Origin of the sequence: Acinetobacter sp. CIP 102129 (assembly GCF_000368305.1) — a bacterium.
GTDB lineage: Bacteria > Pseudomonadota > Gammaproteobacteria > Pseudomonadales > Moraxellaceae > Acinetobacter > Acinetobacter parvus.
On record NZ_KB849341.1, the window covers coordinates 470,353 to 495,444 of the forward strand.

The 25,092-nt window shown below is 41.4% G+C and carries 20 protein-coding genes; 6 read left to right on the plus strand and 14 right to left on the minus strand.

What is annotated here, in order from left to right; genetic code table 11:
• The first annotated feature begins 317 nt into the window (after positions 1-317).
• The 4 genes from F973_RS10325 to F973_RS10340 are packed head-to-tail and all read left to right on the plus strand — an operon-like array spanning position 318 to position 5,230.
• The gene (locus F973_RS10325) at positions 318-1,814 is read left to right on the plus strand and encodes a TolC family protein (protein ID WP_004761650.1); all 1,497 of its coding nucleotides are present in this window, start codon (positions 318-320) and stop codon (positions 1,812-1,814) included.
• Positions 1,815-1,826: 12 nt separating this feature from the next.
• A complete protein-coding gene (locus tag F973_RS10330; RefSeq protein ID WP_004761652.1) occupies positions 1,827-2,990 on the plus strand; it encodes an HlyD family secretion protein in 1,164 nt (387 codons plus the stop codon).
• Positions 2,991-2,993: 3 nt separating this feature from the next.
• Positions 2,994-4,124 carry an ABC transporter permease gene (locus F973_RS10335; protein WP_004761653.1) on the plus strand — a complete coding sequence of 377 codons (1,131 nt, stop codon included), beginning with the start codon at positions 2,994-2,996 and terminating at the stop codon, positions 4,122-4,124.
• Complete coding sequence (locus F973_RS10340) at positions 4,121-5,230, plus strand: ABC transporter permease (RefSeq protein ID WP_004761655.1); 1,110 nt, start codon at positions 4,121-4,123, stop codon at positions 5,228-5,230. The genes F973_RS10335 and F973_RS10340 overlap by 4 nt, the downstream gene beginning before the upstream one ends.
• A 42-nt stretch (positions 5,231-5,272) precedes the next feature.
• Here the strand turns inward: F973_RS10340 and gyrA are convergent, their stop codons facing one another.
• The 10 genes from gyrA to F973_RS10390 all read right to left on the minus strand — a co-directional run bounded on the left by gyrA (position 5,273) and on the right by F973_RS10390 (position 16,576).
• Positions 5,273-8,002, minus strand: a complete 2,730-nt coding sequence (gyrA, locus tag F973_RS10345) for a DNA gyrase subunit A (protein WP_004761656.1) — start codon at positions 8,000-8,002, stop codon at positions 5,273-5,275.
• Between the two features lie 356 nt (positions 8,003-8,358).
• Positions 8,359-8,874, minus strand: coding sequence for a DinB family protein (locus F973_RS10350; RefSeq protein WP_004761658.1), 516 nt, complete (start codon positions 8,872-8,874; stop codon positions 8,359-8,361).
• 85 nt (positions 8,875-8,959) lie between these two features.
• On the minus strand, positions 8,960-9,895 hold the full coding sequence (locus F973_RS10355) for an electron transfer flavoprotein subunit alpha/FixB family protein (protein WP_004761659.1): 936 nt from the start codon (positions 9,893-9,895) through the stop codon (positions 8,960-8,962).
• Positions 9,896-9,913: 18 nt separating this feature from the next.
• Positions 9,914-10,663 (minus strand): electron transfer flavoprotein subunit beta/FixA family protein, encoded by a 750-nt coding sequence (locus F973_RS10360; RefSeq protein WP_004761660.1) that lies wholly within the window; start codon positions 10,661-10,663, stop codon positions 9,914-9,916.
• A gap of 427 nt (positions 10,664-11,090) precedes the next feature.
• A complete protein-coding gene (gene xerA / locus F973_RS10365; RefSeq protein WP_171062347.1) occupies positions 11,091-11,978 on the minus strand; it encodes a site-specific tyrosine recombinase/integron integrase in 888 nt (295 codons plus the stop codon).
• Between the two features lie 37 nt (positions 11,979-12,015).
• On the minus strand, positions 12,016-12,618 hold the full coding sequence (locus F973_RS10370) for an alpha/beta fold hydrolase (protein ID WP_004761664.1): 603 nt from the start codon (positions 12,616-12,618) through the stop codon (positions 12,016-12,018).
• A 74-nt stretch (positions 12,619-12,692) separates the two neighbouring features.
• Positions 12,693-13,547 carry a diaminopimelate epimerase gene (gene dapF, locus F973_RS10375; protein WP_004761666.1) on the minus strand — a complete coding sequence of 285 codons (855 nt, stop codon included), beginning with the start codon at positions 13,545-13,547 and terminating at the stop codon, positions 12,693-12,695.
• A 6-nt stretch (positions 13,548-13,553) separates the two neighbouring features.
• Positions 13,554-14,804, minus strand: coding sequence for a diaminopimelate decarboxylase (gene lysA, locus F973_RS10380; protein ID WP_004761668.1), 1,251 nt, complete (start codon positions 14,802-14,804; stop codon positions 13,554-13,556).
• 22 nt (positions 14,805-14,826) lie between these two features.
• Entirely contained in the window at positions 14,827-15,039 is a 213-nt protein-coding gene (gene lptM, locus F973_RS10385; protein ID WP_004761670.1) for an LPS translocon maturation chaperone LptM, read from the minus strand.
• A 121-nt stretch (positions 15,040-15,160) separates the two neighbouring features.
• The gene (locus tag F973_RS10390; protein WP_004761672.1) at positions 15,161-16,576 is read right to left on the minus strand and encodes an amino acid permease; all 1,416 of its coding nucleotides are present in this window, start codon (positions 16,574-16,576) and stop codon (positions 15,161-15,163) included.
• Between the two features lie 282 nt (positions 16,577-16,858).
• Here F973_RS10390 and radA point away from each other — a divergent pair, with 282 nt between their 5' ends.
• A complete protein-coding gene (radA, locus tag F973_RS10395; protein WP_004761674.1) occupies positions 16,859-18,247 on the plus strand; it encodes a DNA repair protein RadA in 1,389 nt (462 codons plus the stop codon).
• 103 nt (positions 18,248-18,350) lie between these two features.
• A complete protein-coding gene (locus F973_RS10400; RefSeq protein ID WP_004761676.1) occupies positions 18,351-19,322 on the plus strand; it encodes a Tim44 domain-containing protein in 972 nt (323 codons plus the stop codon).
• A gap of 154 nt (positions 19,323-19,476) precedes the next feature.
• Here F973_RS10400 and F973_RS10405 read toward each other — a convergent pair whose 3' ends face one another.
• The 4 genes from F973_RS10405 to F973_RS10420 all read right to left on the minus strand — a co-directional run bounded on the left by F973_RS10405 (position 19,477) and on the right by F973_RS10420 (position 25,078).
• Complete coding sequence (locus F973_RS10405) at positions 19,477-20,916, minus strand: carboxypeptidase-like regulatory domain-containing protein (protein WP_004761678.1); 1,440 nt, start codon at positions 20,914-20,916, stop codon at positions 19,477-19,479.
• A gap of 211 nt (positions 20,917-21,127) precedes the next feature.
• The gene (locus F973_RS10410; protein WP_004761679.1) at positions 21,128-22,270 is read right to left on the minus strand and encodes a helix-turn-helix transcriptional regulator; all 1,143 of its coding nucleotides are present in this window, start codon (positions 22,268-22,270) and stop codon (positions 21,128-21,130) included.
• Positions 22,271-22,401: 131 nt separating this feature from the next.
• On the minus strand, positions 22,402-23,577 hold the full coding sequence (locus F973_RS10415; RefSeq protein WP_004761680.1) for a helix-turn-helix transcriptional regulator: 1,176 nt from the start codon (positions 23,575-23,577) through the stop codon (positions 22,402-22,404).
• A 265-nt stretch (positions 23,578-23,842) separates the two neighbouring features.
• A complete protein-coding gene (locus tag F973_RS10420) occupies positions 23,843-25,078 on the minus strand; it encodes a hypothetical protein (protein WP_004761682.1) in 1,236 nt (411 codons plus the stop codon).
• Positions 25,079-25,092: the final 14 nt, after the last annotated feature.

Below are 25,092 nucleotides of genomic sequence, written 5' to 3' on the forward strand. Positions count from 1 at the left end.
AAATGGGCATTTAATCACAGATTGCTAAAGCTTGCAGCAGCTTATCGCGTAAATATTTCGATTTAACTGAAAATAATCGGTAATTTTTCAATCGTGTTTTTGTACCCTATTTCGTTCATTTACCCATTTTTAAGTGGATTTTTTTATCATCAAAAAACTGGATAACTCCATGTTTAAACTAGACTAAAAACTCTATTTTTTACAAATTCACTACACCATTCTTGGACATATAACTATTTAATTAAAAACATAATATTTTAATTTTATAAAAATAATTTAGACTAACGCAGGATATTATTAAATTGCGACATCAGATCATGTTGAAACGGCATCATCGACTGAATTTTAAGGTCAAACGGTTTTCAGAGCAGTTGAGTTTGAGTATCAGTTTAATTAGCTGTGCCCTGTTCTCCATGCCTGTATTTGCCCAAACCCTGAGCTATGGTGAAGCTGAACAATATGTTGTGGAGCATGCCTATGCCACACAAGCGCAGCAGGCGCTACAGCAAGCCTCTCAACTTGAAATGCAGGCGGTAAAGAATCTTGGCCTACCCCGTATTGATTTAAATGCCCGTGCCTATGCATTTCACAGTGAAACCAGTGTACCTCTGGAATCCAGTAAACGTAGACTGGAAAACTCACTGACCCGTGGTTTTGATGACAAATTATCGCAATGGCAAAATGTACTTCCGCCAGAAGTGATTGACCAGGTTAGCCAGGGCTTTGATCAAGTGGTCAGTGACGGACTGAATAAGGTGCCAAACGATCTGGATGTCACTATTCAGGACCACGATGTCCGCACCTCAGTTTCTATGGTGATGCCCCTGTATATGGGCGGGAAAATCAACAGCGCCAAGCAAATCGCCAATATTCAGGCACAGCGTTCCAACATCAGTGAAAAGCAGCAACAGGACACACAGCGCTTTGAAATGATTCAGGCCTATTTTAATGTGCAGTTGCAGCAACAATTGGTCAATTCTGCCCTGTTTAATTTAAATGCCATGCAGGAACACTACGGCAACGCAGTCAAGCTTGAGCAGCAGGGTTTTATTAACAAAGGCCAACGGATGCAGTTTGAAGTTGCCCGCAACAATGCGGAACGCAGCTACCAAAATGCACAGGCAAACTTAAGGGCAAGCCAGTTTAGTCTGCAAAACCTGTTGCAAACCAAGCAAAGTGTTCAGCTCTCCACCCCGCTTTTTGTGAATTTAACCCAAAATCATTCCTTGGATACACTACTTGCAAACTATGATCAAAATTCAAGCCTGATCAGGAAATTGCAGATGGATACCCAGCTTGCCACCGAGAATGTTAAGGTGCAGCAATCAGCCAAGAAACCCAGTGTTTTTGCTTTTGGGGAATATGAATTGGACAGTAAAGAGAACTGGATTGTCGGTGTGATGGCAAAATACAACCTATTTTCGGGAATTGATAACAACAAGAATATTCGTGCGGCCGAGTTAAAAAAATATGCCTCAGAGTTGATGACTGAGCGCACCAAGCAGGAAGTTGAAAATGTGCTGTATAAATCTTTCAGTGAGTTAAATACTGCTCAAACCAGCCATCAGCTTCTCAGCCAAAATATCAAAGCAGCTCAGGAAAACCTGCGCATCCAGCAACTGTCCTTTAAGGAAGGCATGGGTACAGCCACCCAGGTTATTGATGCCCAGAATGCCCTAAACGGTTTAAAAACTGAAATGGCAGTTAATGCCTATAAATACATCCTGTCACTGGCAACCTTACTGCAAAGCTATGGTTCGATTGATGAATTTAAGCTGTATGTCAATCAACCACGTACTGACTATATCCGTTAATTGGAGAAATTTATGAGTCAAGATCAATCATCATCCAATTCAGAACGTGATATAGGTCAAGAGACGATTCCTACTGAACATCAGGGAGCAACTTCTGTTGAACCTGTTATTCAACCAGAAAAACAGCATGAGGATGTTTCAGTCAACACAACGACTCCGAACAGCAAAGCTGACTCAACTGGATCAGGCAAAGGCAATAAACTGAAACTGATCATGTTTATTGTAGTCGTCCTTTTACTTGGTCTGATTGCCTATGGTTTATGGAAAGCCTATCTTCCGAAAACTGTTGAGTTGCAAGGTCGGGTTGAGTCGGAAACGGTACATATCAGCACTAAGGTGCCTAGCCGCATTGAGGAATTTTATGTCACTGAGGGGCAAACCGTTAAAAAGGGTCAGGCTGTGGTGCGTTTTGTCAGTCCTGAACTGGAGGCTAAAAAGGAGCAGGCACAGGCAGCCCTGCAAAGTGCAATGGCATTCCATTCAACCGTCTACCGTGGTACCCAGCAGGAAAATATTGATACCCTCTATGCCAACTGGCAAGCCATGAAAACTCAGGCTGAATTGGCGGCAACCACCTATAAACGGGGTGAAAACCTTTACCAGCAAGGGGTGATTTCCCGTCAGCGACGTGATGAAATGCTGGCGGCACAGACCTCTGCCCGTGAAACGGCGGAAGCATCCTATCAACAATATGCACGCGCCAAACGTGGCAGTACCGAACAGCAGAAGTCCACTGCTGATGCACAGGTTGCCATGGCTCAGGCTGCGGTGAAAGAAGCCAATGCACTGGATCAAGAAACCAAGCTGTATTCCCCGACTGATGGAACCGTGTCCAAAACCTATGGCAAACCCACTGAACTGGTGGCGACTGGTATTCCAGTGGTGAGCATCATTGAAGACCATGATTTATGGGTGAGCCTGAATATCCGTGAAGATATGTATAGCTCCATCTATAAAAACAAAACCCTGGATGGCTTTATCCCTGCACTGAATCGCAAGGCCAGCTTCAAAGTAAAGAATATTGATGCTGAGGGTGACTTTGCCACCATTAAAACTACACGCCAGACAGGTGGCTATGATATTCGCAGCTTCAAGTTTCACCTGGTTCCTGAACAATCCATTCCTGACCTAAAAGTAGGCATGAGTGTCCTGTTCAAGATTGAAGAGGCCAAATAACTGATGTTTGCTGGCATGCTTCGGGAATTACGCTATTTACAACGCCATAAAGCCGATCTTTTTATGGCAGTGATTGCCCCTTTGCTGGTGATTGTTCTTTTTGCAAGCATGTTTTCATCAGGTAAGGCTGATCATTTGCCTATCGCCATTATCGACCAAGACCAAAGTGAAATGAGCCGCAAGGTGATTCACGCGCTCAGCATCAACCATACCCTCAAGGTCAAAACCATTACTGCCAGTCAGGATGAAGCCGAACGGCTGGTCAATAGCACAGAGGTATGGGGATTTGTCTTGATTCCAGATGGTGCGGAACAGCGTTTGGTCAAGGCACAGGATGCCCAAATCAGCATTGCCTATAACCAGTCCTTTTTTAGTATTGGTAATACCATTTCCTCCGCCATGCTGATCAGCACATTAAATGGTATGGCGGATTACATGGGGGAAAGTTATTTATCAAATAACATTCCCTATCTGGACATGCCCACACCGCATATCAAGATTTCCACACTGTATAATCCCAGCATGAGCTATGAACTGTTTCTGGAACCATTCATGGTGCCTGCGGTGCTACATTTATTGCTTTGCTGTTGTGTGGCTTTTGCTATTGGACAGGAATTTAAAAGAAATACCTTTGCTGAATGGGTTAATCCCCAACAGATTGTTTCCAGTTTTCTTGGAAAAATCCTAGTCTATGTTTGCATTTTCTGTTTCTGGACATGGTCCTGGATGTTCTGGCTGGCACATATTCGTGGCTATTTTATTGCTGGTTCACTCAGCCTGATTTTAATTGCCCAGTTTGTTCTGTATTTTGCCTATGCAGTGATTAGCAGCACGGTGGTGTTGGCAACCAAGGATTTACCCAAAACCTTTGGTTTTATCGCCCTGTATGGCGGTTCATCCCCAAGTTTTTCGGGCATTACCCTACCCTTGAACAATGCACCTGCATTTACCCAGTTCTGGTCAATGATTATTCCCTATACCCCCTATGCAAAACTACAGACCGAGCAATGGGTAATCGGTAGTGATTTATGGGTATCACTGCTTCCCTTTGGTATCCTGATCATTTTCTCGGCGTTGTATTTTGCTTTAAGTATTCGCCTGTTAAGGAAAAATACCTTGGAGCAACGCTCATGAAGTCATTTTTCTGTTATTACATTCAAACCTTTAAAAATATTGTCGCCAATACCTCAGTATTTACCACCCTGATTGCAGCAATCATTCTCTATAGTTTTTTCTATCCAACCGCCTATAAAGCCCAGTCAGCAGAAGATATTCCGATTGTGATTGTGGATGAGGAACAAAGCATTCTGACTTCAAAGATCATCACTCAGGCTTCCAACAGCCCACACATCCACATCATCACGGTGACTGATAATTTTCTCGAAGCGGAGCAATTGGTTAAAAACCAGAAAGCTGAGGGTATCCTGTTATTACCAGAAAACCTGACCAATAGCCTAAAACATGGCGAAATAGGTGGGATCGGTCTGTATCTCAGCACCGCCTACTTCATCCGAACCAAGGAAGTGGGAACAGGCTTGGCGGGTTCGATTGAATCGACCTTACAGGACTATTTTGAAAAGTTTGGTGAGGCTTCACAATTTCATCCTGAACTTTCAATTCACCAAATCCCATTGTTTAATACCTTGTCAGGTTACGGGAGTTATATCTTTCCTGCGGTGGCCAGCCTGATTATTCATCAGACCATTTTACTTGGCTTGGCAATGCTGATTGCCAGTTACCGTGAAAAAGGCTGGATTGCTGAAAGATTAGAATTCTGGGCGATTTTTGCAGCCATTCTCACCATCAGTTGTCTGGGTTGCCTGTATCTATTCGGTTTTACTTTCTGGTTCTATGAGTATCCTCATGGCGGCAATTTCTGGGGCATGTTGCTTGCTGTACCGATTTATGTGAGTTGTATTATAGGTTTGGCGATGCTGGTGGGTTCACTGGTGGATATGCCTGAACGGGTTGGGCATTTGATTGTGGTGACCTCCGTTCCCCTGTTTTTACTGACAGGCACCGCATGGCCACATGCAGCAATGCCTGAATGGATGCAGTGGTTTGCATGGACACTGCCCTCAACTCATGGGGTACAGATGTTTGTACAACTCAACCAGATGGGTGTCCCCACCTCTGTTGTTGTACCAAAACTGATTTATCTCGCAACGGTAGGCGCTATTTTATTGGCGCTTTCCTATTATCGCCTGGTAATGATAAAACCCATAAAACAACAAGCATAAAAAAACCCAAAGCTGACTTTGGGTTTTTTGCCAAGAGACTAATTACTCTTCAGTAGCATCATCTTTTGGTTCTGCCGTAACGTCTTCAGAAGTTACCGCTTCAACCTCAGTAGCCTCCACTTCTTCTGTCGCTTCCAACACTTCGTCATCTTCAACAGCTTCAATTGAAACCACACCCACCAGTGTTTCAGCATCGCTTAAACGAATTAAACGAACACCTTGTGCATTACGACCTGTGGTTGCAACCTCAGCCGCACGGGTACGCACTAATGTACCACCATCAGAAATCAGCATTAGTTCTTTGCTTTCATCAATAGACACAGCACCAACAAGTTCACCATTACGCTCGCTAGTTTTAATGGCAATCACACCCTTACCACCACGTTTCTTGGTCGGGAAGTCATCAACAGGTGTACGCTTACCATAACCGTTTGCACAAGCACACAACACTTCACCTGTGACAGGCACAACCACCAGTGAAACGATGCGGCTGACAACATTCGAATCTACTGAATCATCATTGTCATCGCTATCATCATTTTCAACGTCAGCATCTTCGGCTTCAATGGTATTGCTTGCAAAACTCACACGCATACCACGCACGCCTTTTGCAGTACGTCCCATCGCACGAACATCTGTTTCAGCAAAACGAATTGCCTTCCCTTCGTTCGAGAACAACATGATCTGCTGATTACCATCGGTAATTGCAACACCAATTAAAGTATCTTCTTCGTTCAACTCAATCGCACGTAAACCGTTAGAACGAACATTACTAAATTGTGCTAATTCAACACGTTTAACCGTACCTGATGCTGTTGCCATGAATACATAGTGATTTTCAGGGAATTCAGTCAACGGTAAGATTGCAGTCACGGTTTCATTTGCATCCAATGGGAGCAAATTAATAATTGGACGACCTTTTGCACCACGTGAAGCTTGCGGAACCTCAAACACTCTTAAACGATAGACTTTACCGACATTGGTAAAACATAAAACTGTTGCATGGTTTGATGCCACAATTAAATGTTGAATAATATCATCATCTTTCATCGAAGTTGCAGACTTACCACGACCACCACGACGTTGTGCTTGATAGTCAGAAAGTGGTTGAGTTTTCGCATAACCTGTTTGAGAAACAGTCAATACCACTTGTTCTTCTGGGATCAAATCTTCACGGCAGAAATCAACGCCTGATTCAACAATTTCAGTACGACGCCCATCACCATATTGTTGCAAGATTAAAGCAAGCTCTTCACGGATCACATTCATCAATAAATTAAAATCATTGAGAATTGCTGTTAATTCAGCGATTTGACCTAAGATTTCAGAATATTCTGCATGTAACTTGTCTTGTTCGAGACCCGTTAAACGGTGCAAACGTAATTCTAAGATTGCTGCAACTTGCGTAGGTGACAAGCGATAAATCTCACCTGACAAACCAAATGGGCGAGTTGGGTCTTCGCCTTCAATTTCATCTGGACGAACAGAGATCGCACCTGCTTTTTCCAGCAATGCCACCACGCCACCGCCAGCCCACTCACCTACCTGTAAACGTTCACGCGCTTCGGCTGGGTTTGCAGAGGTTTTAATGGTTTCAATGATGGCATCAATATTGGCCAAGGCAACGGTTAAGCCTTCCAAGATATGTCCACGCTCGCGTGCTTTACGCAATTCGAACATGGTACGGCGGGTCACCACTTCCTGACGGTGACGGATAAACGCCGCAATGATGTCTTTCAGGTTCATCAACTTAGGCTGACCATTATCCAGACAGACCATGTTGATGCTGAACGAGTTTTGAAGTTGTGTATGCAGGAACAGGTTATTCACCACCACTTCTGCATTTTCGCCACGCTTCAGGTCGATCGCGATACGCATGCCTTCTTTATCAGACTCATCACGCAGTTCGGAAATACCTTCAAGTTTCTTTTCTTTGACTAACTCGGCAATACGCTCAATGGTTTTTGCTTTGTTAACTTGGTAAGGAATCTCAGTAAAGACGATGGTGGTACGGCCTGTTCTTGGGTCTTCCTCAAAGTGATATTTACCACGAATATGCAAACGGCCTTTACCAGTCCGATAGGCATCAACAATGCCTGATTTACCGTAAATAATACCGCCCGTAGGGAAATCTGGACCCGTAATATGCTCCATCAAGCCTTCGATAGAAATATTCGGGTTATTGGCATAGGCTAAACATGCATTCACCACTTCTGTCATGTTATGCGGCGCCATATTGGTCGCCATACCTACCGCAATACCCGTCGCACCATTAATCAAAAGATTTGGAATACGTGTCGGCATCACTTGAGGAATACGCTCAGAACCGTCGTAGTTATCTTCCCAATCAACAGTATCTTTTTCTAAGTCTGCTAAGATTTCATGGGTCAACTTTTGCATACGAACTTCGGTATAACGCATTGCTGCTGCGCTATCCCCATCGACAGAACCGAAGTTACCTTGACCATCAACCAACATGTAACGCAAGCTAAAATTTTGCGCCATACGAACGATTGTTTCATATACTGCACTGTCACCATGAGGGTGATATTTACCGATCACGTCCCCGACAACACGAGCAGACTTTTTGTATGCTTTGTTATAATCATTGCCCAATTCGTGCATCGCAAACAATACACGACGGTGAACAGGTTTAAGACCGTCTCTCACATCTGGTAATGCACGAGATACAATTACGCTCATGGCGTAATCTAGATATGAATGCTTGAGTTCGTCCTCAATGGCAATCGGTCTAATTTCCGATACGCTCATGCATACTCCTTGTTTACAGGTCGATGGTTCCACCTGTTTTTATGTCTTCAATCTTGCAAAAATTCAGTTCAAAAACTTGAACTAAAATAAAAAATACAGCGAAAAATTATAGCATAAAGGACGGGTTAACTGGGAGTTTTCAGCATGAAAAATAGCATTTTTTTACAATAAAAATATTATATAAATTATATAGTTAAAATTAGATGATGATTCTTGATCATCCTATAATGGCCAGTTGTTTGATTCACCTCACAGCATCCTCGAAAATTCGACCATTTCACTTATATTTTCCTTAAAAAATAAGCAACTAAAGATAGGTAACATCACTCATTTTTCCAGCGTCTGGTACTCGCGATTTAATGATATAGGCAAGCATTTTCCCTTTGGAAATAAATCAAGTCCAGCTCAAGTGATATACCTGTCAACTGGAAAACCATATTATGCATTTGCCCACGATGATGGGTTTGATGATTAAACATATGAGCCAACACTTCAATCAATGGCTCTGTATAGGTCTGGTTACGGCGAATATAGGTCAATGCTTGATGAAAAGCTGATTGATCATGAACCTGGACATAATCAATTAAAGATTGATCATGGTTTTTACGAACTTGAATTAATTCCTTTATGTCTGGATATAAAACATCATCCAGTGCATAACGCGAGGGTTGTAGTCCACAGATACGTTCAAACCAGAGGAAATCCCCAACCAACACATGATTTGCAGTCTGAATCAGTGAGTTAAAATAAGCGCCACAGTCCTGATTCAACTGTGTTTCAGGCAAAGCCTCTAAAACTGCAAACAACTTGTTATTTGCCCACTGATTATAATGAGCCAGCATCAGAAAATAGGTCTTAAAAGTATAATTCATCGGTAATGCTCTCATTTATTTATTCTTATTTTTAACATAAAAAAACACCCCTTTCGGGGCGTTCTTCAACTTTATTCAGAGCGAATTAAAGTTTAGATACCAATTCAGGTACAACAGTGTTCAAGTCGCCCACTAACCAGTAGTCAGCAACGCTGTTGATTGGTGCTTCTTCGTCTTTGTTGATTGCAACAATAACTTTAGAATCTTTCATACCTGCCAAGTGCTGAATCGCACCAGAGATACCAACAGCAATATACAAGTCAGGTGCAACAATTTTACCTGTTTGACCTACTTGGAAGTCGTTTGGTACAAAGCCAGCATCTACAGCAGCACGTGAAGCACCTTGAGCAGCACCAAGCTTGTCAGCTAATGGGTCAAGTACTTTGTGATAGTTTTCACCAGAACCTACACCACGACCACCAGAAACAACGATACGCGCAGCAGTTAATTCTGGACGATCAAGTTTCACGATTTCTTCACTTACAAACTTAGAAACACCAGCATCTTTCACCTCAGCAACAGCTTCGACTACAGCAGAACCGCCTTCAGCAGCTACAGCATCAAATGCTGTAGCACGAACTGTACCAACGATGATTGCTTCGTCAGATTGAACAGTTGCGATTGCGTTACCTGCATAGATAGGACGCTTGAAAGTATTTGCAGATTCAACAGCAATAATGTCTGAAATCATGCTTACGTCAAGAAGTGCAGCAACACGTGGAAGAATGTTCTTACCAGTTGTTGTAGAAGCAGCTAATACGTATTTGTAACCGCCTTTTGCGATGTCAGCAACTAAGCTAGCAACGTTTTCAGCCAATTGATTTGCATAAGCAGCATCATCAGCAAGCAATACTTTGCTTACGCCTGCAACTTTAGCTGCTTGGTCTGCAACTGCTTGTGCACCAGAACCCGCAACCAATACAGTGATATCACCACCGATTTTTTGAGCTGCAGCAACAACGTTTAATGTTGCACCATTTAGTGCTTTATTGTCGTGCTCAGCGATAACTAAAATACTCATGATTTTTATCCTTCTGTATTAGATCACTTTCGCTTCGTTTTTCAATTTTTCTACAAGTTCGTCTACAGATTTCACTTGTACGCCCGCTTTACGCTCAGCAGGTGCTTCAACTTTTATAGTTTTCAACTTAGAACCTGTTGCAACGCCATAATCTGCAGGAGATTTAATGTCTAGCGGTTTTTTACGTGCTTTCATAATGTTTGGAAGTGCCGCATAACGTGGCTCATTCAAACGTAAGTCAGTGGTGATGATTGCAGGAAGTGCAAGCTCAACAGTTTGTAAACCACCGTCAATTTCACGTGTTACCTGAACTTTGTCGCCATCTACTTTTACTTCTGAAGCAAAAGTACCCTGACCTGCACCAAGTAAAGCACCTAGCATTTGACCAACTTGGTTAGAGTCGTCATCAATAGCTTGCTTACCCAATAAAATAAGTTCTGGTTTTTCAGCATCAACAACGCCTTTTAGAATTTTAGCAACTTCTAAAGCGCCAACTTCGTCAGCAGTTTCAACTAAAATACCACGGTCAGCACCTAAAGCCATTGCAGAACGAATTTGTTCTTGCGCGTCTTTAGAACCCACTGAAACAACAACGATTTCTGAAATCGTTCCTTTTTCTTTTAAGCGAACCGCTTCTTCCACTGCGATTTCACAGAATGGGTTGATTGACATCTTAACGTTGGTAAGGTCAACCCCACTATTGTCCGGCTTAACACGAACTTTAACGTTGGCATCAACCACACGTTTTACAGCGACAAGAGCCTTCATGTAATCCTCGGCTGTTCTAAGCAAGTAAATGTAGTGAAGAGCATTCTAACTCTTCGATCGAAACTTTTTAGGTGCCCTATCTTGCAATGTATTTGGCATTTCGGTCAAGTCACAATTTCCCATGTGGCTGTAAAAAAGATGAAATGCTCAGTTCACTAATTTAGAGCACTGAGAAATCAACTCAATTGAGCTATCCGCTCTTATCAATATTACATTTTGATTTTATTAATATTTTATAAAATTCAACAACCTAAAATAGATCTTGCAGACAAAAAGCAGATGTTCTGTAACTGATCATTTCGGGCAAATCCAAATACTCAGCACTTTTTGCAAAAAATGGTCAATAAAGTAAGAACATTGTTTAAGTGTGCTCTGTAAAATGAGTTGCCTATTTAACGTCCAATTTTGCAACATAATATATCAGGATTCAGCTTTTTTGTGCCCGAGGATGGCTTTTGTCATATACATTCATCAATTGCTCAAAGTCGAGATGGGTATAGATTTGGGTGGTGGATAGGTTACTATGACCCAACATTTCCTGAATTGCACGTAGATCGCCACTGGCAGAAAGCAGATGACTGGCAAAACAATGTCGTAATAAATGTGGATGCAAATCGACACTGATTCCTGCCCGTTGGGCCTGTAACTTAACCCGATTTTCAATCTGTCGTGAAGTCAGTGCGTTACCTTTCTGTGAAATAAACACGGCTGAATCTGCTACAAAACCACCCTGCCATATCCGATAGATTTTTAACCACTCAACCAGACTTTGTTTAGCTTTGGTTCCAAAAGGCACAATTCGGGTTTTATTGCCCTTACCTGTAATGCGTAATAACTGTCGATTAAAATCAATATCCTTGACAGTTAAACCCTGTAACTCGGCTAAACGTAGACCACTCGAATATAACAGCTCAAGCATCGCCCTATCCCTTAACCATAATTGCTGCTCAATTGGTTTTTCAGGTGCAGGCTGATCCAGAATCTGATTGATGGTTTCAATATCAATCATGCCTGGCAAGGGACGGGGTTGACGTTTTAACTTAAAATCTTCTGAGGGATTCTGCTGTAAATATTGTCCCTGCTCAGCCCATTTCATAAATTGGCGAATTGATGTTAAATGACGTTGTAAACTACTAGAACTCAGTTGGTCTTGTTCAACACGTGTAGCCAAATACTCTCGCAAGTCCGAAGCTTCAACATCATGTAGTTGTAATTGTTTATTTTCACAAAATTTAAAAAAATCAGTAAGATCACGTTGATAGGCCGTAATGGTATGTTCAGACTGATTTTGAATTGTCCGCTCTTTTAACCACATGGAAAGTAGTTGTAAAGCTGTCTGCACACTCAACTCCCTAAAATTGCTTTATAAAAGCATTGATATAAATAGCAACTTCATCTGCATACTGTTCAGCAAAATCATGTTCTCCGTATTGAATCACATAAAGTTCAGATTTCTTAAAGATATGCTGTAAATGTTGTCCCACAGTAACAGGACTAATCAGGTCCTGATCTCCCCACAATAATAAAACCTGTTGTTGAATATGTGCCAATTCGGCTTCATAGTCTACCTTTGCTGTAACAAACCAATCAGGATATTGCAAATATTCTTGCTGATACCCCTGTCGCCAATCCTGAACTTGAAACGGGTCTAAATTGATACCTCCCGAAGTTGCCATCAGAACCAAGCCTTTGACCAGATCAGTCTTTTGTAATGTGGCTGCGATGGCAAAAATACCACCCATTGATTGAGCAATTAAAATCGAGGGTTGTTGAATCTGTGCAACCACATAATCGGTTAAATCATCAAAACTATTTATATCTGGATGTGCAGCCACACCATGAAAGTCTGGATAATGAATTATTTGTTTGGTATAGCTCTTAGGCAATTGTGCGATCAAGGGATTCCAGAATTGGGTATTTCCAGATGCGCCTGGAAGAAAAACCAAGTTATTCATTTTATCCTTTGAAATTATATTTTTATTTTAAAAAATAAACACCCTGCAACTCAGGGTGTTTAGTTATCATAATTTTAGCTTTGAAAATATCTTAAATCCAGACGCGCATCATAAACATGCGTGGTTGGACCTGTCATCCAGACCACATCCCCCTCACGCCAGGCAATATGTAGCTTACCGCCTGCAAGCTGAACCTCAACCTCATTGGCAAGCAAGCCACGGCGCATACCACTGACCGCGGCCGCGCAAGCCCCTGTACCACAGGCCAAGGTCTCACCCACACCACGTTCATATACACGCAAACGGATATGCTTTTCATCAATGATTTGCATAAAACCCGCATTTACACGTGCAGGAAAACGTGCGTGTGATTCTACTTGGGGGCCGATACGCTCAACATCAGCAGTTAATACATCAGGTACAATAGTCACAGCATGAGGGTTGCCCATGTTCACCACATCAATCTTGATGCTTTTATTATCTGCAAGTTCCAGTTGATATAAGCCCTCAGCATCTTCATGTTCCTGAGTAATAAATGGGATTTCTTCAGGAAGAAATTTTGGCGGTCCCATATTGACCCGAACCCAACCATTTGCACCTAATTCAGGTTCAACAATCCCAGCCTTGGTCTGCACACGAATTTTGGTTTTGGTGGTCAATTGACGCTCATGCACAAAACGGGCGAAGCAACGTACCCCATTACCACACTGTTCCACCTCTGAACCATCAGCATTAAAAATTCGATATTTAAAATCAACATCTGGAAAATCAGGTGGCTCAACAATCAGCAGTTGATCAAAACCCACGCCAAAATGACGATCTGCCAAACGCTGAATAGTAACCGCATCTAAATAAGCGCGCTGCGTGATCAGGTCAACAACCATAAAATCATTGCCCAAACCATGCATTTTGGTAAATTCTAAATACATCTCAATTTACTCCTCAGGCAACAAACGCTCTTTTTCCCAAAGTGATTCTATGCTTTCACGTTCACGAATTAAATAGGCTTGATCACCATTGACCATGACTTCGGCAGCGCGACCACGGGTATTGTAGTTTGAACTCATGACAAAACCGTAGGCACCTGCGCCCAATACAGCGAGAACATCATTTTCCTGCAATGCCAAATCACGCTCTTTACCGAGAAAATCGCCAGTTTCACAGATTGCACCAACCAGGTCCCAGGTTTTGACTTCAACATCAGGATTTGGATTCACCGACTGAATATCCATCCATGCTTCATATAAAGCGGGGCGAATTAAGTCATTCATCGCTGCATCAATGATGGCAAAGTTACGGTGATTGGTTGGTTTAAGTAAATCCACCCTGGTGAGTAATACACCTGCATTGGCAGAAATACTACGCCCTGGCTCCATATAGACTTTTAAGCCCAGTTTTTCCAAAGCTGGACGCATCGCATTGGCATATTCCTCAACGCTTGGTGGTGTTTCATCTTTATAACAAACGCCTAGACCGCCACCAATATCAATATGTTTGAGGTTGATACCCAAGCTTTTCAACTGCTCAATCATGACAATGACACGATCAAGCGCATCCACAAATGGTTTGGTCTCAGTCAATTGCGAACCAATATGGCAGTCAATACCGACAATCTCAAGATTCGGCAGTGAAGCTGCATATTGATAGGTTTCATAGACTGTATCACTTGGAATACCAAACTTGTTTTCCTTTAAGCCTGTAGAAATATAAGGATGAGTTTTCGCATCCACATCTGGATTAACACGTAAGGAAATTGGGGCTTTTTTACCAAGTTTCGCCGCTACTTTCTGGATACGATCCAGCTCGGCATGCGACTCCACATTAAAACAGGCAATACCAACATTTAAAGCTTTTTCAATATCCGCTTCGGATTTACCCAAACCAGAGAAGACGATTTTTGCTGGATCTCCACCAGCCGCAAGCACACGCGCTAATTCTCCACCCGTCACAATATCAAAACCAGCACCTAATTTTGCCAGAACATTCAACACTGCAATATTTGAGTTTGACTTCACTGCAAAACAGATTTGATGATCAATAAAATCAAAGGCACGGTGCATATCCAGATAATGCTTCTCAAAAGTTGCTTTTGAATAAACATATAAAGGCGTGCCGAATTGCTGTGCGAGCTGGTCCAATGAACATTGCTCAGCATGCAATACCCCATTAATACGAGTGAAACTCATGAAGATGTCCTTATTTACAAACTTAAGGTGAGGTGATCTGTGATGGTGTTGCCTGACTTTCAGTATTTACATTAGATGAAGCCTTGGCCTGAGCGGCTTCATTTTTATACAGCAGGTATGTTGCGCGTTTGTCATGGTTTGGGTCAGATGGCAATTGCAACGCCCCTGACTGACCACATGCCGTGAGTAACATACTGCTCAATAATAAACTGATGGAACAAATGACTTTAAGCATCTGAGCACCTAACTTTTACAATTCGGAGCAGTATAGCGTGATCATTAGATTGGCTAAAGCCTAAAACCATAAAAAACGCCAGCGTTTCGCTGACGTTTTTAGAAAAGCATTCTGCTATTTGCTAGTTTTTCTTTTTATAAAAGAAATAACCAATTGCCAAAATAACGAACCAGATTGGGCTGACCTTTAACGATTCCAGCGTGGTTTCATCCAGCGCAAGGAAATAGATGGTTGCAAGGAAGAATAAAATCACCACCCAACAGGTAAACACGCCACCTGGGAGTTTAAAAGTTGATTGTGCATGCAGCTCAGGTCTATTTTTGCGGTAGTTGATATAACTCCACATAATGATAATCCACACACAGATAAACAGGATGGTTGATAAAGTGGTTGCTAGAGTAAATGCTGTCACTTCATCGTTGGTTCCCGTCTGTACTTTATAAATGAACTGTACAAATGCACCAATAAAGATACAGATTGATGAGAAAACCAATGCTTTTGAAGGAACGGCAGATTTAGACAATTTACCAAATAATTTTGGTGCCTGTTGATCCGTTGATAAACCAAACAGCATACGGCTGGTTGAGAATACCCCACTGTTCATGGATGACATGACCGAGGACAGCACCACCAGATTCATGATAATTGCAGCAGAGGCAACACCCGCCTGTGAGAAGATATTCACGAATGGGCTGACTTTAGGGTTAATCTGATCCCACGGAGTAACACACATCACCACAAACAATGCCAATACATAGAAAATAATGATACGGATTGGAATTGAGTTAATTGCTTTAGGTAAGTTGCGCTTTGGGTCCTGTGTTTCAGCAGCAGTTGTACCAACCAGTTCCACCCCAACAAAGGCGAAGATGGCAATCTGGAATCCAGCCAGAAAACCATCCAGACCTTTCGGAAACATACCCCCATGTGTCCAAAGATTGGAAATGCTCGCAACCGTACCATTGGTGCTGGTGAATCCAGTAAAGATCATCCATAAACCAACGGCGATCAACACAATAATCGCGGTGATCTTGACCATTGCAAACCAGAATTCCATTTCACCAAACAGCTTCACAGTGACCAGATTCAGTCCAAGTACAAATAGAATTGCAACAGTACTGATCAGCAATCCACCCATTGGTGTAAAGGATTCCCCCCCATTGAAAAATTCCAGATAGTAGATAATGGCAGACAGATCGGCGATACCAATGGTGACCCAACACAACCAATAGGTCCAGCCCACAAAATAACCCGCCCAGGGACCAATTAAATCAGTGGATAAGTCAATAAAAGATTTATAATTCAGGTTGGATAACAACAGTTCGCCCAATGCACGCATGACGAAAAACACCATCACACCAATTAGGCCATAAATGAACAGAATGGATGGACCAGCCAAACTAATGGTTTTGCCCGATCCCATAAACAATCCTGTTCCAATTGCTCCACCAATTGCAATCAACTGTAAGTGTCGGTTGGACAAACTACGGTGCAGCCCTCCATTTTCACTGGATGGCTCAAGAAACTCATTTGACATTGTTATATTCAACTCTCAGTTTTTATGTCACAAAATTAGCTTAAAAACTTTAACAATAGAAAAAGTTTTTGCAGATTTTCTTCAGATTTTTAAAATTTCAGGTTTTTTAGTTGCTTTTTCACTCAATTTTCCTCTCCTTTATATTTAAACTGGCATTCCTTGTGCCTAGCAGTTTACGTGCCAAACTCAAATTTGGCGACTGTCTGTAGATAAAATTTGTATTTCGGATACGCTATTGCTACATTTTCAATAATTTTGATTGATCCATCACGTATCTTAAATATGAGCAAAGTTAAAACAGTTTATCGTTGTGAACAGTGTGGCGCTGATCACCCCAAGTGGGCAGGACAATGTTCAGAATGTGGTGAATGGAACAGCTTGACCGAGGTACGTTTAGAATCAACAATTTCCCATCGTGCCCGCCCCAAAATGGGGGGGTATGCAGGTCAGGTCGCCAATATCACCACATTGAATCAAATTTCAGTCTCACGTGAAACCCGCCTCTCTACAGGAATCAGTGAATTTGACCGTGTGCTCGGCGGTGGGCTGGTCACAGGTTCGGTGGTGCTGATTGGCGGTGATCCTGGTATTGGCAAATCGACCATTCTGCTCCAGACCGCAACACACATGGCAAGCAAGAAAAGCAATGCCTTATATGTCACAGGCGAAGAATCCCTTTCTCAAGTCGCACTACGCGCACAACGCCTTGATCTTCCCACAGATCAGCTTAAGGTAATGGCAGAAACCTGTGTGGAACGTATTTGTGAGGTTTTGGCACAGGAAAAGCCTGTCGTAGCAATTCTGGATTCAATTCAAACACTCTATACCGAAACCCTACAGTCTGCCCCAGGTGGCGTATCACAGATTCGTGAATCTGCCGCCCTACTGACCCGTTTTGCTAAAAATAGTGGTACAGCATTGTTTATTGTAGGCCATGTTACCAAAGAGGGTTCGCTTGCGGGTCCTCGTGTTCTGGAACACATGGTCGACTGTGTATTGTACTTTGAGGGACAATCTGACTCACGTTACCGCATGATTCGAGCAGTCAAGAACCGTTTTGGTGCAGTCAATGAACTGGGCGTGTTTGGCATGACCGATAAAGGTCTGCGTGAAGTCGCCAATCCATCCGCCATTTTCCTCAGTCGCTATGATGAAGCCATTGCTGGTTCAATTGTGATGATTAGCCGTGAAGGCACCCGTCCGCTTTTAGTTGAGGTACAGGCACTGGTAGATGATGCACATGGGCAGCCAAGACGTGTGGCACTGGGTTTGGAACAAAACCGTTTAAATATGCTGCTGGCCGTGATGCATCGCCATGGCGGCGTGCAGACGTCTGGTCAGGATGTCTATGTCAATGTGGTGGGTGGTCTAAAAATTACCGAAACAGGCTCAGACCTTGCCGTTTTACTGGCCTGCGCCTCCAGCTTACGTGGCAAGGCACTGCCCCAGCAATTGGCTGTGTTTGGTGAAGTCGGCTTGTCTGGCGAAATACGCCCTGTTCCAAATGGTCAGGAACGCTTGAAAGAAGCAGCCAAGCATGGTTTTAAATATGTGATTTTACCAAGGGCCAATGCACCACAGAAATCGGTTGAGGGGGTTCAGATCATTGCTGTGGCACGTTTACATGAGGCCTTGACTGAAGCCATGCAGCTGAGTGATGAATTAGGTTGAAATTGAATAATTGACTGACATAAAAATATATTTTTCTAGTTGAAATTACCAACAAATGCCTGCATAAATACACTGACAAATTGGGTTTAGATAGGAATTTTCGATGCAAGTACACCAGCGTGGCTTGATGGCAGCTCTTTTAATGGCAACCTTGGTTGCAGCACCGATTGCGGAGGCAAAACGTGCAGGTGGCGGTAAAAGTCATGGTATGAGCCGTTCTAGCTCAACTAGCCAGTCATACCAACAACCTCGTCAAGCGACTCCGACTCAACAACAAACAACTGCTCCGCAAAAATCAGGTCCTGGTGTAGGTTCAATGGTTGCTGCTGGTGTGGCAGGTGCTGCTGTAGGTGCTGTTGCTGCAAATGCGCTTGCTGATGATAAGAATCCAACTGCAACAGAACAACAAACTGCTGAACAAGCTCAACAAGAAGAAAAAGGTGGCATTCCTAGCTGGCTTTGGGTTCTTCTTGCAGCTGCTATCGCTTTCTTTGTGTTCCGTAAATTGGGCGCAAAAAAAAAATTAGCGGCGAATAATCCTTATGCACCAAACAATGGTGGTCAGAATAATTTTGGCCGCCCTAGCTCACCTCAATCAACAGCTCGTCAATCTGGCGATAACACCAATATTTTTGGTCAATCCGTCGCTGGTGGTGCTGCAACTCAAGCACCTTTTGGTGGCGCTTCAATGAGTAATGGCAATCAGCTTCCTGATGGTACTGAACCTGCTGCATTCCTGCGTGTTGCACGTCAGCGTTTCAACCACATTCAATCTATCAATAGTGCAAGTAATGTTGAAGAAATTCGTCGTTATTTAACACCTGAGCTTTTTAATTCAATGTATCAGGACATCATGGCCAATCAGGATCAGGATGTTGCTGAATTTAGTAACCTGAATGCGATGGTGGCAGATACTGCAACTGAGAATGGTCAATATATTGTCAGTGTACGTTTTACAGGTACAGTCAGTGAAGATTTAAACAGCCTGCCTCAACCATTTACTGAAATCTGGCATTTTGTTAAACCTGCTGGTTCACAACAGGATTGGGTTGTTGCTGGAATTCAACAGGCTTAAAACGTGTTAGTAAATAAAATGGCTACCTTAAAGTAGCCATTTTTATCCCTTAGAGTCTTCTGTTAATAAAACGAGATCAAAATTAAAGTAAATAGAAATACCCTTAAAAGCTTAAGGGTATTTCTAAAATTGAATTAATTTTTTGTTTCCAATCTTAGTATTGTGCACAAGTATAGGTTTTTGTTCCCACTGTCACTGCTGAAGATTTAATTACTTGTCCGTTATAAGATGTATTCTGCATATAGCCAGCTTTATCAGTGTGGCTTGTTAAGAAAATTAAACTTTGTCCCTCTACCGTTGATGGAGTAATCACCTGTAAAGCCTCACCTGTTATTTTGGCAGAAACACCTAATGATGGGATATTAACTGTAATATCATTTCCTGAACGTGTTACCGAACATGATGTAGCAGTTTGTATATCACCAGTAGTGTGATCACTATATCCTGCAACATTTCCAATATGACTGTTAAAACTACCAAATAGATAATTAATATTATCCTTACCTACACATTGTACAGTTCCTGCAGATGTCGAACTCGAAGTACATAACGGTAAACTATTGGAATTATTGGATCCGCCATTAGTACCATTATTGGTATTTCCATTACTAGATGCATTGCCCGAACCAGTATTAGAACCATCTGTGCTGATATTACCACTATTAGATGTATTACCACTGCTTTTAAATACACCTTCTATATTAATCATCTCAAAGTCATCATAACTATTTCCACCATCATATGATTGGATTAAAAGTTCAATCTGATCTTCAGCATTAAAGCTTTGTAAAGAAAAACAATGCTCAAGATTAGTATATTCACCTGATTCTGCACTTGCCTTAAATGGTTGAGATACACTCGTTCCTGCTTGACCATTTTTAGACAAGGCAATAATATTTTTTACATCACTATCAGTCTGAATTCCTTTACCCATTAGCGATATACAAATTTGATCATATTTTGATTTTTTAGCTGCACTATAAATAAAGCTATCTTTCCATGAAATTCCTTGAGCCTTAATCTGGAATTGTGAATTTGCACTTCCTGTAGCAAAATCATCTCCCAAATGAATGACTGTTAGACCATTGAAGAAAATGACATCCTGTTCTTGCATCTTCTTAATGATTGGATTATTACTGTCTTGATCAATATACAACGTCTTATTTTGATAACTTAATAATAATGTTGTGGGTTTATATCCCTCTGCATACACAATACCTGAAAGGTGCTCAGGATACTTAAAGTCTTTTGGCAGCTTTAAAGCATATTCACCATTTTTATCAGATTTTGTTGAATACTCTACATTTTCCAGCAAAACTGAAACTTTGGCATTCTCTACCACTTGCTGATTGTTATCTACAACCCGACCTTTCACAACCCAGGCATCTTTTTCAGGCTGTTGAGTATTCTGATTACTATTTTGATTATTATTAGTTCCTATGTTCTGATTGTTCTCATTATTACTGCCTGAATTGTTGTTTTGACTAGTATTTTGATTGGTCTCTTTGTTTCCATCACCACTCTCCCCACCACCACAACCTGTCATCACCAACATAGCACTAAAAACTGCTGTATATAAAATTGAACGTTTCATAACTTTTCCCCACCAATAGATATTAATAAATATGCTAACTGAATCACATACTTTATAGACATTCCCAAATGGGAATATCAGATCATAAAAAATTAAGATAAAATCAAGGCGTAAATCATTTGATAGACCCGTATGGGCAGTTCGCCCTGCTATCGAATACGGGTCTATCAAATGATTTTAAAATTAAGACAATTAAATAAAACAGATGAAATTAAATATGCTCAAACTCAAGTGTTATTCCCATCAACAACTGCATCAATTCAGTTTGGGAAGTACAATCCGTTTTGGAAAAAATATTTTTAATATAGACACGAATGGAACCATAGGTAATATCCATGTGCTCGGCAATCTGTTCAAGACTTAAACCATTGACAAATAAATCACAGACTTCCAGTTCACGTTTTGCCAGTTTATATTTTTGGATAAGATAATCTTTAGCTAAATATTGTGCTTGATTGGTTTGGGTCACGAAAATAATCGCCTGTTTTTGATGATACTGCGCCTCAGTTTCTGAAAAAGGTAAAATACTGAGCATTAATGAGCTATCATTATCACCATAAAGTGCGAGCACTCCACCAGCTTCATTATTCAGGTCATCATTCTCAAACAAGGCACTACGGATAAGCTGATTTAATTTTTCCTGAAAAATTTTTAAGGTCTTTAAACTATTATTTTTATCCAGTTCCAATATAGATGACTTTTCAAATACTTTCTTTACAATTGCATTAGCATAGCATAAGCGGTAATCCTGATTTATTAAGATCACGCCTATTTTAAAACGATCCAATACTTGATAAATATTCCTCTTATCTTCCTGCAATAGTGTGATCTGACGGTAGATCTGTAATGCACGGCGTAAATGTACCCCTAAACGCTTTAATATTTTTTCTTCCTGTTCGCTATATTCATCTAATTGTGGTGAACGGTGTACAGCAAATACCGCCCAACTATAGGCACTCCGTTCCAACAAAACTGCCGCCACATGCGTAATGTTAGTGGGTTTGGCACATTTTTCATAAAAGATAAATTGATCTGTGTCTTTGGGCATATCTGCATAAAAAGCAAAAGTTTGCAGAACCGTCTCACCTAAAGCTTTTTCTGCCCAATAAGGTGTGTGTAAACGCATATCCAGTACTTTGACTTGCTCATCCTGATAGGCTCGCATACTTTCAGGCGGTATATTATGGGTAAAGACAAAATCATAATTCGGGCTTAATTGGTCGGTTGCGGTAAAAATCGCGGTGGTACTTCCAGTAAAATCAACAATTTCAGTCAGTACATCCTGCCATAAGGCTGGGTTTAAGGCAGCCTCGTAGATCATGCCAATCACTTTGTTTTCTTGTTCAGCCAACATCCGTGTATCCCCCGAGTTAAATCGTACACAGGTTCATGCTAACTGAGTCACACAATTTGCACATATCCTCATTTAAGGATGTTTTAAACAAAATTTAAGCTTTACCGCTATAAAACCACGTTGGCTTAATATTAACTACGGATACTCATCAGTAACTGCATCAACTCCACCTGAGAGCTGCAAGGTGTTTTTGCAAAGATATTTCTAAGATAGGTACGTATTGAGCTTCTGGTCAGCCCCATTTTTTCTGCAACCTGTTCCAGATTCATGCCATTCACAAACAGGTCACAAAGCTCCAGTTCCCTTTTGGTCAGGTTATAGGTTTGTTTTAGATAGTCATGATTTAAGTGATATTTTTTCTGAATGTCTTGATTTTTAATGGATGTTATTTGCACATCATCAAAACTCAGCATCACCAAAGGGCGAATACCAAAAAATGACATTTCCTTTTCAGAAGCCAACAAATTAATTGTGCAGGATAAGCTATGCCCTGTTTCTTTAATTAAAAACTTTATGTCTTTATACTGTTCCAACTGTGCTTGTTTATATCGAAATACCTCCTCAATTTGATAAAGCTTTTCTAAAAACTGAATCTGATCTTTTTCTGGTAAAGTCAGTCGCTGATTGGTGACCTGTACACATTCATTTTCCGCCAAAAAACGTTGCATCACTGGATTGTTATGGACAACCTGCCCAGATAAATTCAGCAGCATAATCGGCTGCGCCAATTTATCAATCAGGTTATAGCCAACGATATTATCCAGGGAAAATTCATATAAATGCCGCTGTGCCATGACAATACGTTTTAAATGTGGCAATAAGCGATCCAGAAATGCCAACTCCTGCGGGTTCAGCGGTTGCCGTTGCTGTGATGTACTCATACTCCAGAACACGCATAGCTTTTCATCCAGAATCAGTTCATGGGTTGCCACATACCTTAGGCCATAAGGCAAAAGGATTTTCTGATATAAATCAGAATTTTTCACAAATTCTTCAGGTACATGCGTATGGCATTGATACCAGCCCTTTCGTTCAGGGTCCAGAAATTTCACCCAGCGTGGGTCTGCCTCAGTTGGATAACGCAGATAATCCAGTTCAGCCAAGGCATACGCCTCTAATGGCAGGGAACCAACACCATTGCTAAAAGACAATACATTATAGGAAAAGTCGATAGCCTGAATATGCACATAAGACACATTCAAGATTTTAAGTAATTCTTTGGAAAAGTTAAACCATCCATCTTTATTTAGGGGAATCTGATAAATCAGTTCACATAATTCATTATAGTAATTTTCAAGTAAATCCATTACATTTATGTATCAGGTTTCATTCCTGTATCACCATATTGTATTTAATTTGTTATTTCAAGTATTTAAAATGCATCTCTACAAAATACGATAAAAAAAGCCATTCCCTATATAGAGAATGGCGGAGTGTAAAGGTAAGCTACCCAGTCATGTGATTCCATTAAAATGTAAAATCCATCACCAGATTATTATTATTGTTATCTTAATAGATAAACCAGTCTAAGAACCATCCCTCATTTGGGGAGTAATTTTTAGATCAGACGTATTAGAATGTATAACCCGCATTTACCATAAAGCCTTTTAAGTTATTGTCCGCGTAGGTGTAGGTAAATCCAACACGGTATTCATCAATCCATGCTTTTGGTTTAAGGTTTTTAAAGCCAATTGAGCCAGAAAGATCATGCTGGAAGTCAGAATAAAGTTGATCGCCATAGAAATCTGTTCTTGCATACTGTAACTTGGCAATCAATGGACTACCTGCAACTGTTTTATGCAGGACATGGCTATACTCGACCCCATTACGGAAAATGGTGTTTTGCAGGTCATAACCACTGTCAAAATCACCCACTTGCAGCGCATCCGTCTTATAGTAAGAAATCATGTTGATAATCGAGATATTAGAACTTTCATTGATTGGGAATTGGGCATTACTGCTTAAACCTCCACCATAAATCAGTGCCGCTGTACCAAAATCCTGTGAACCTGTTGCGCCCACACGAACCTGTGGCATGAGATACCAGGTCATTGCATCATTTGAAGTTACCTGAAAATTAAGGCCTACCCCAAGATTCAAGCTACCAGAAAGTGCATCCTCTGTATCCACCAGGGTGATTGGCGCATCAATTACCAAACCCATTTTTTTAGAGTCAAACCAGTGTGAGTAAGCCAATGGCAGGTTATAGACATTGAGACCATAGCCCTGTTGGGTATAGCGACCAAAACGTGGCATTATCGAAAAACTGGAAGATGACTGGTCTTTTAAACCGAAAGCCTGATTGGTTGCCATGTCAGATAAACTGTCTGTCATTGAAACAGCCATATTTGAAAGCAAACTGGTTGGGTTGCCTGCAACAGGATCAACTGGTGAGTTCTTTACCCATTCCTTGGTTAATGCCTTTAACAGGTCTTTATCCATGCCTTCCAGCGCATCAATAAATTTTTCCTTACTTTCCTCACGGGTTGCACCCATATAGCTACGCTCAATGCCTAAAGATGGAATCTTGAAAACCAAGGTAGATGAGTTCTGGGCATAACTGATATTGACAGGAACACTACGTAAATCAAGTTTTGCATTCAATGCTGATGTATCTGAATAATTTGGGAATATTTTACGCATATTTTCAGATTCATATTGATCGGCAACATTCAGGATCTTGTTATAGCCAATTATCTGGGTCACACCATCCACTTGTAGTTCAGCTGTGAAGATATCCTTTGCAAATACTGAACCTGTTCCCATCACAGCAATTGCCAGACCCGTTGTCCAAATCTTGATATTCATTTAACCATTCCCCC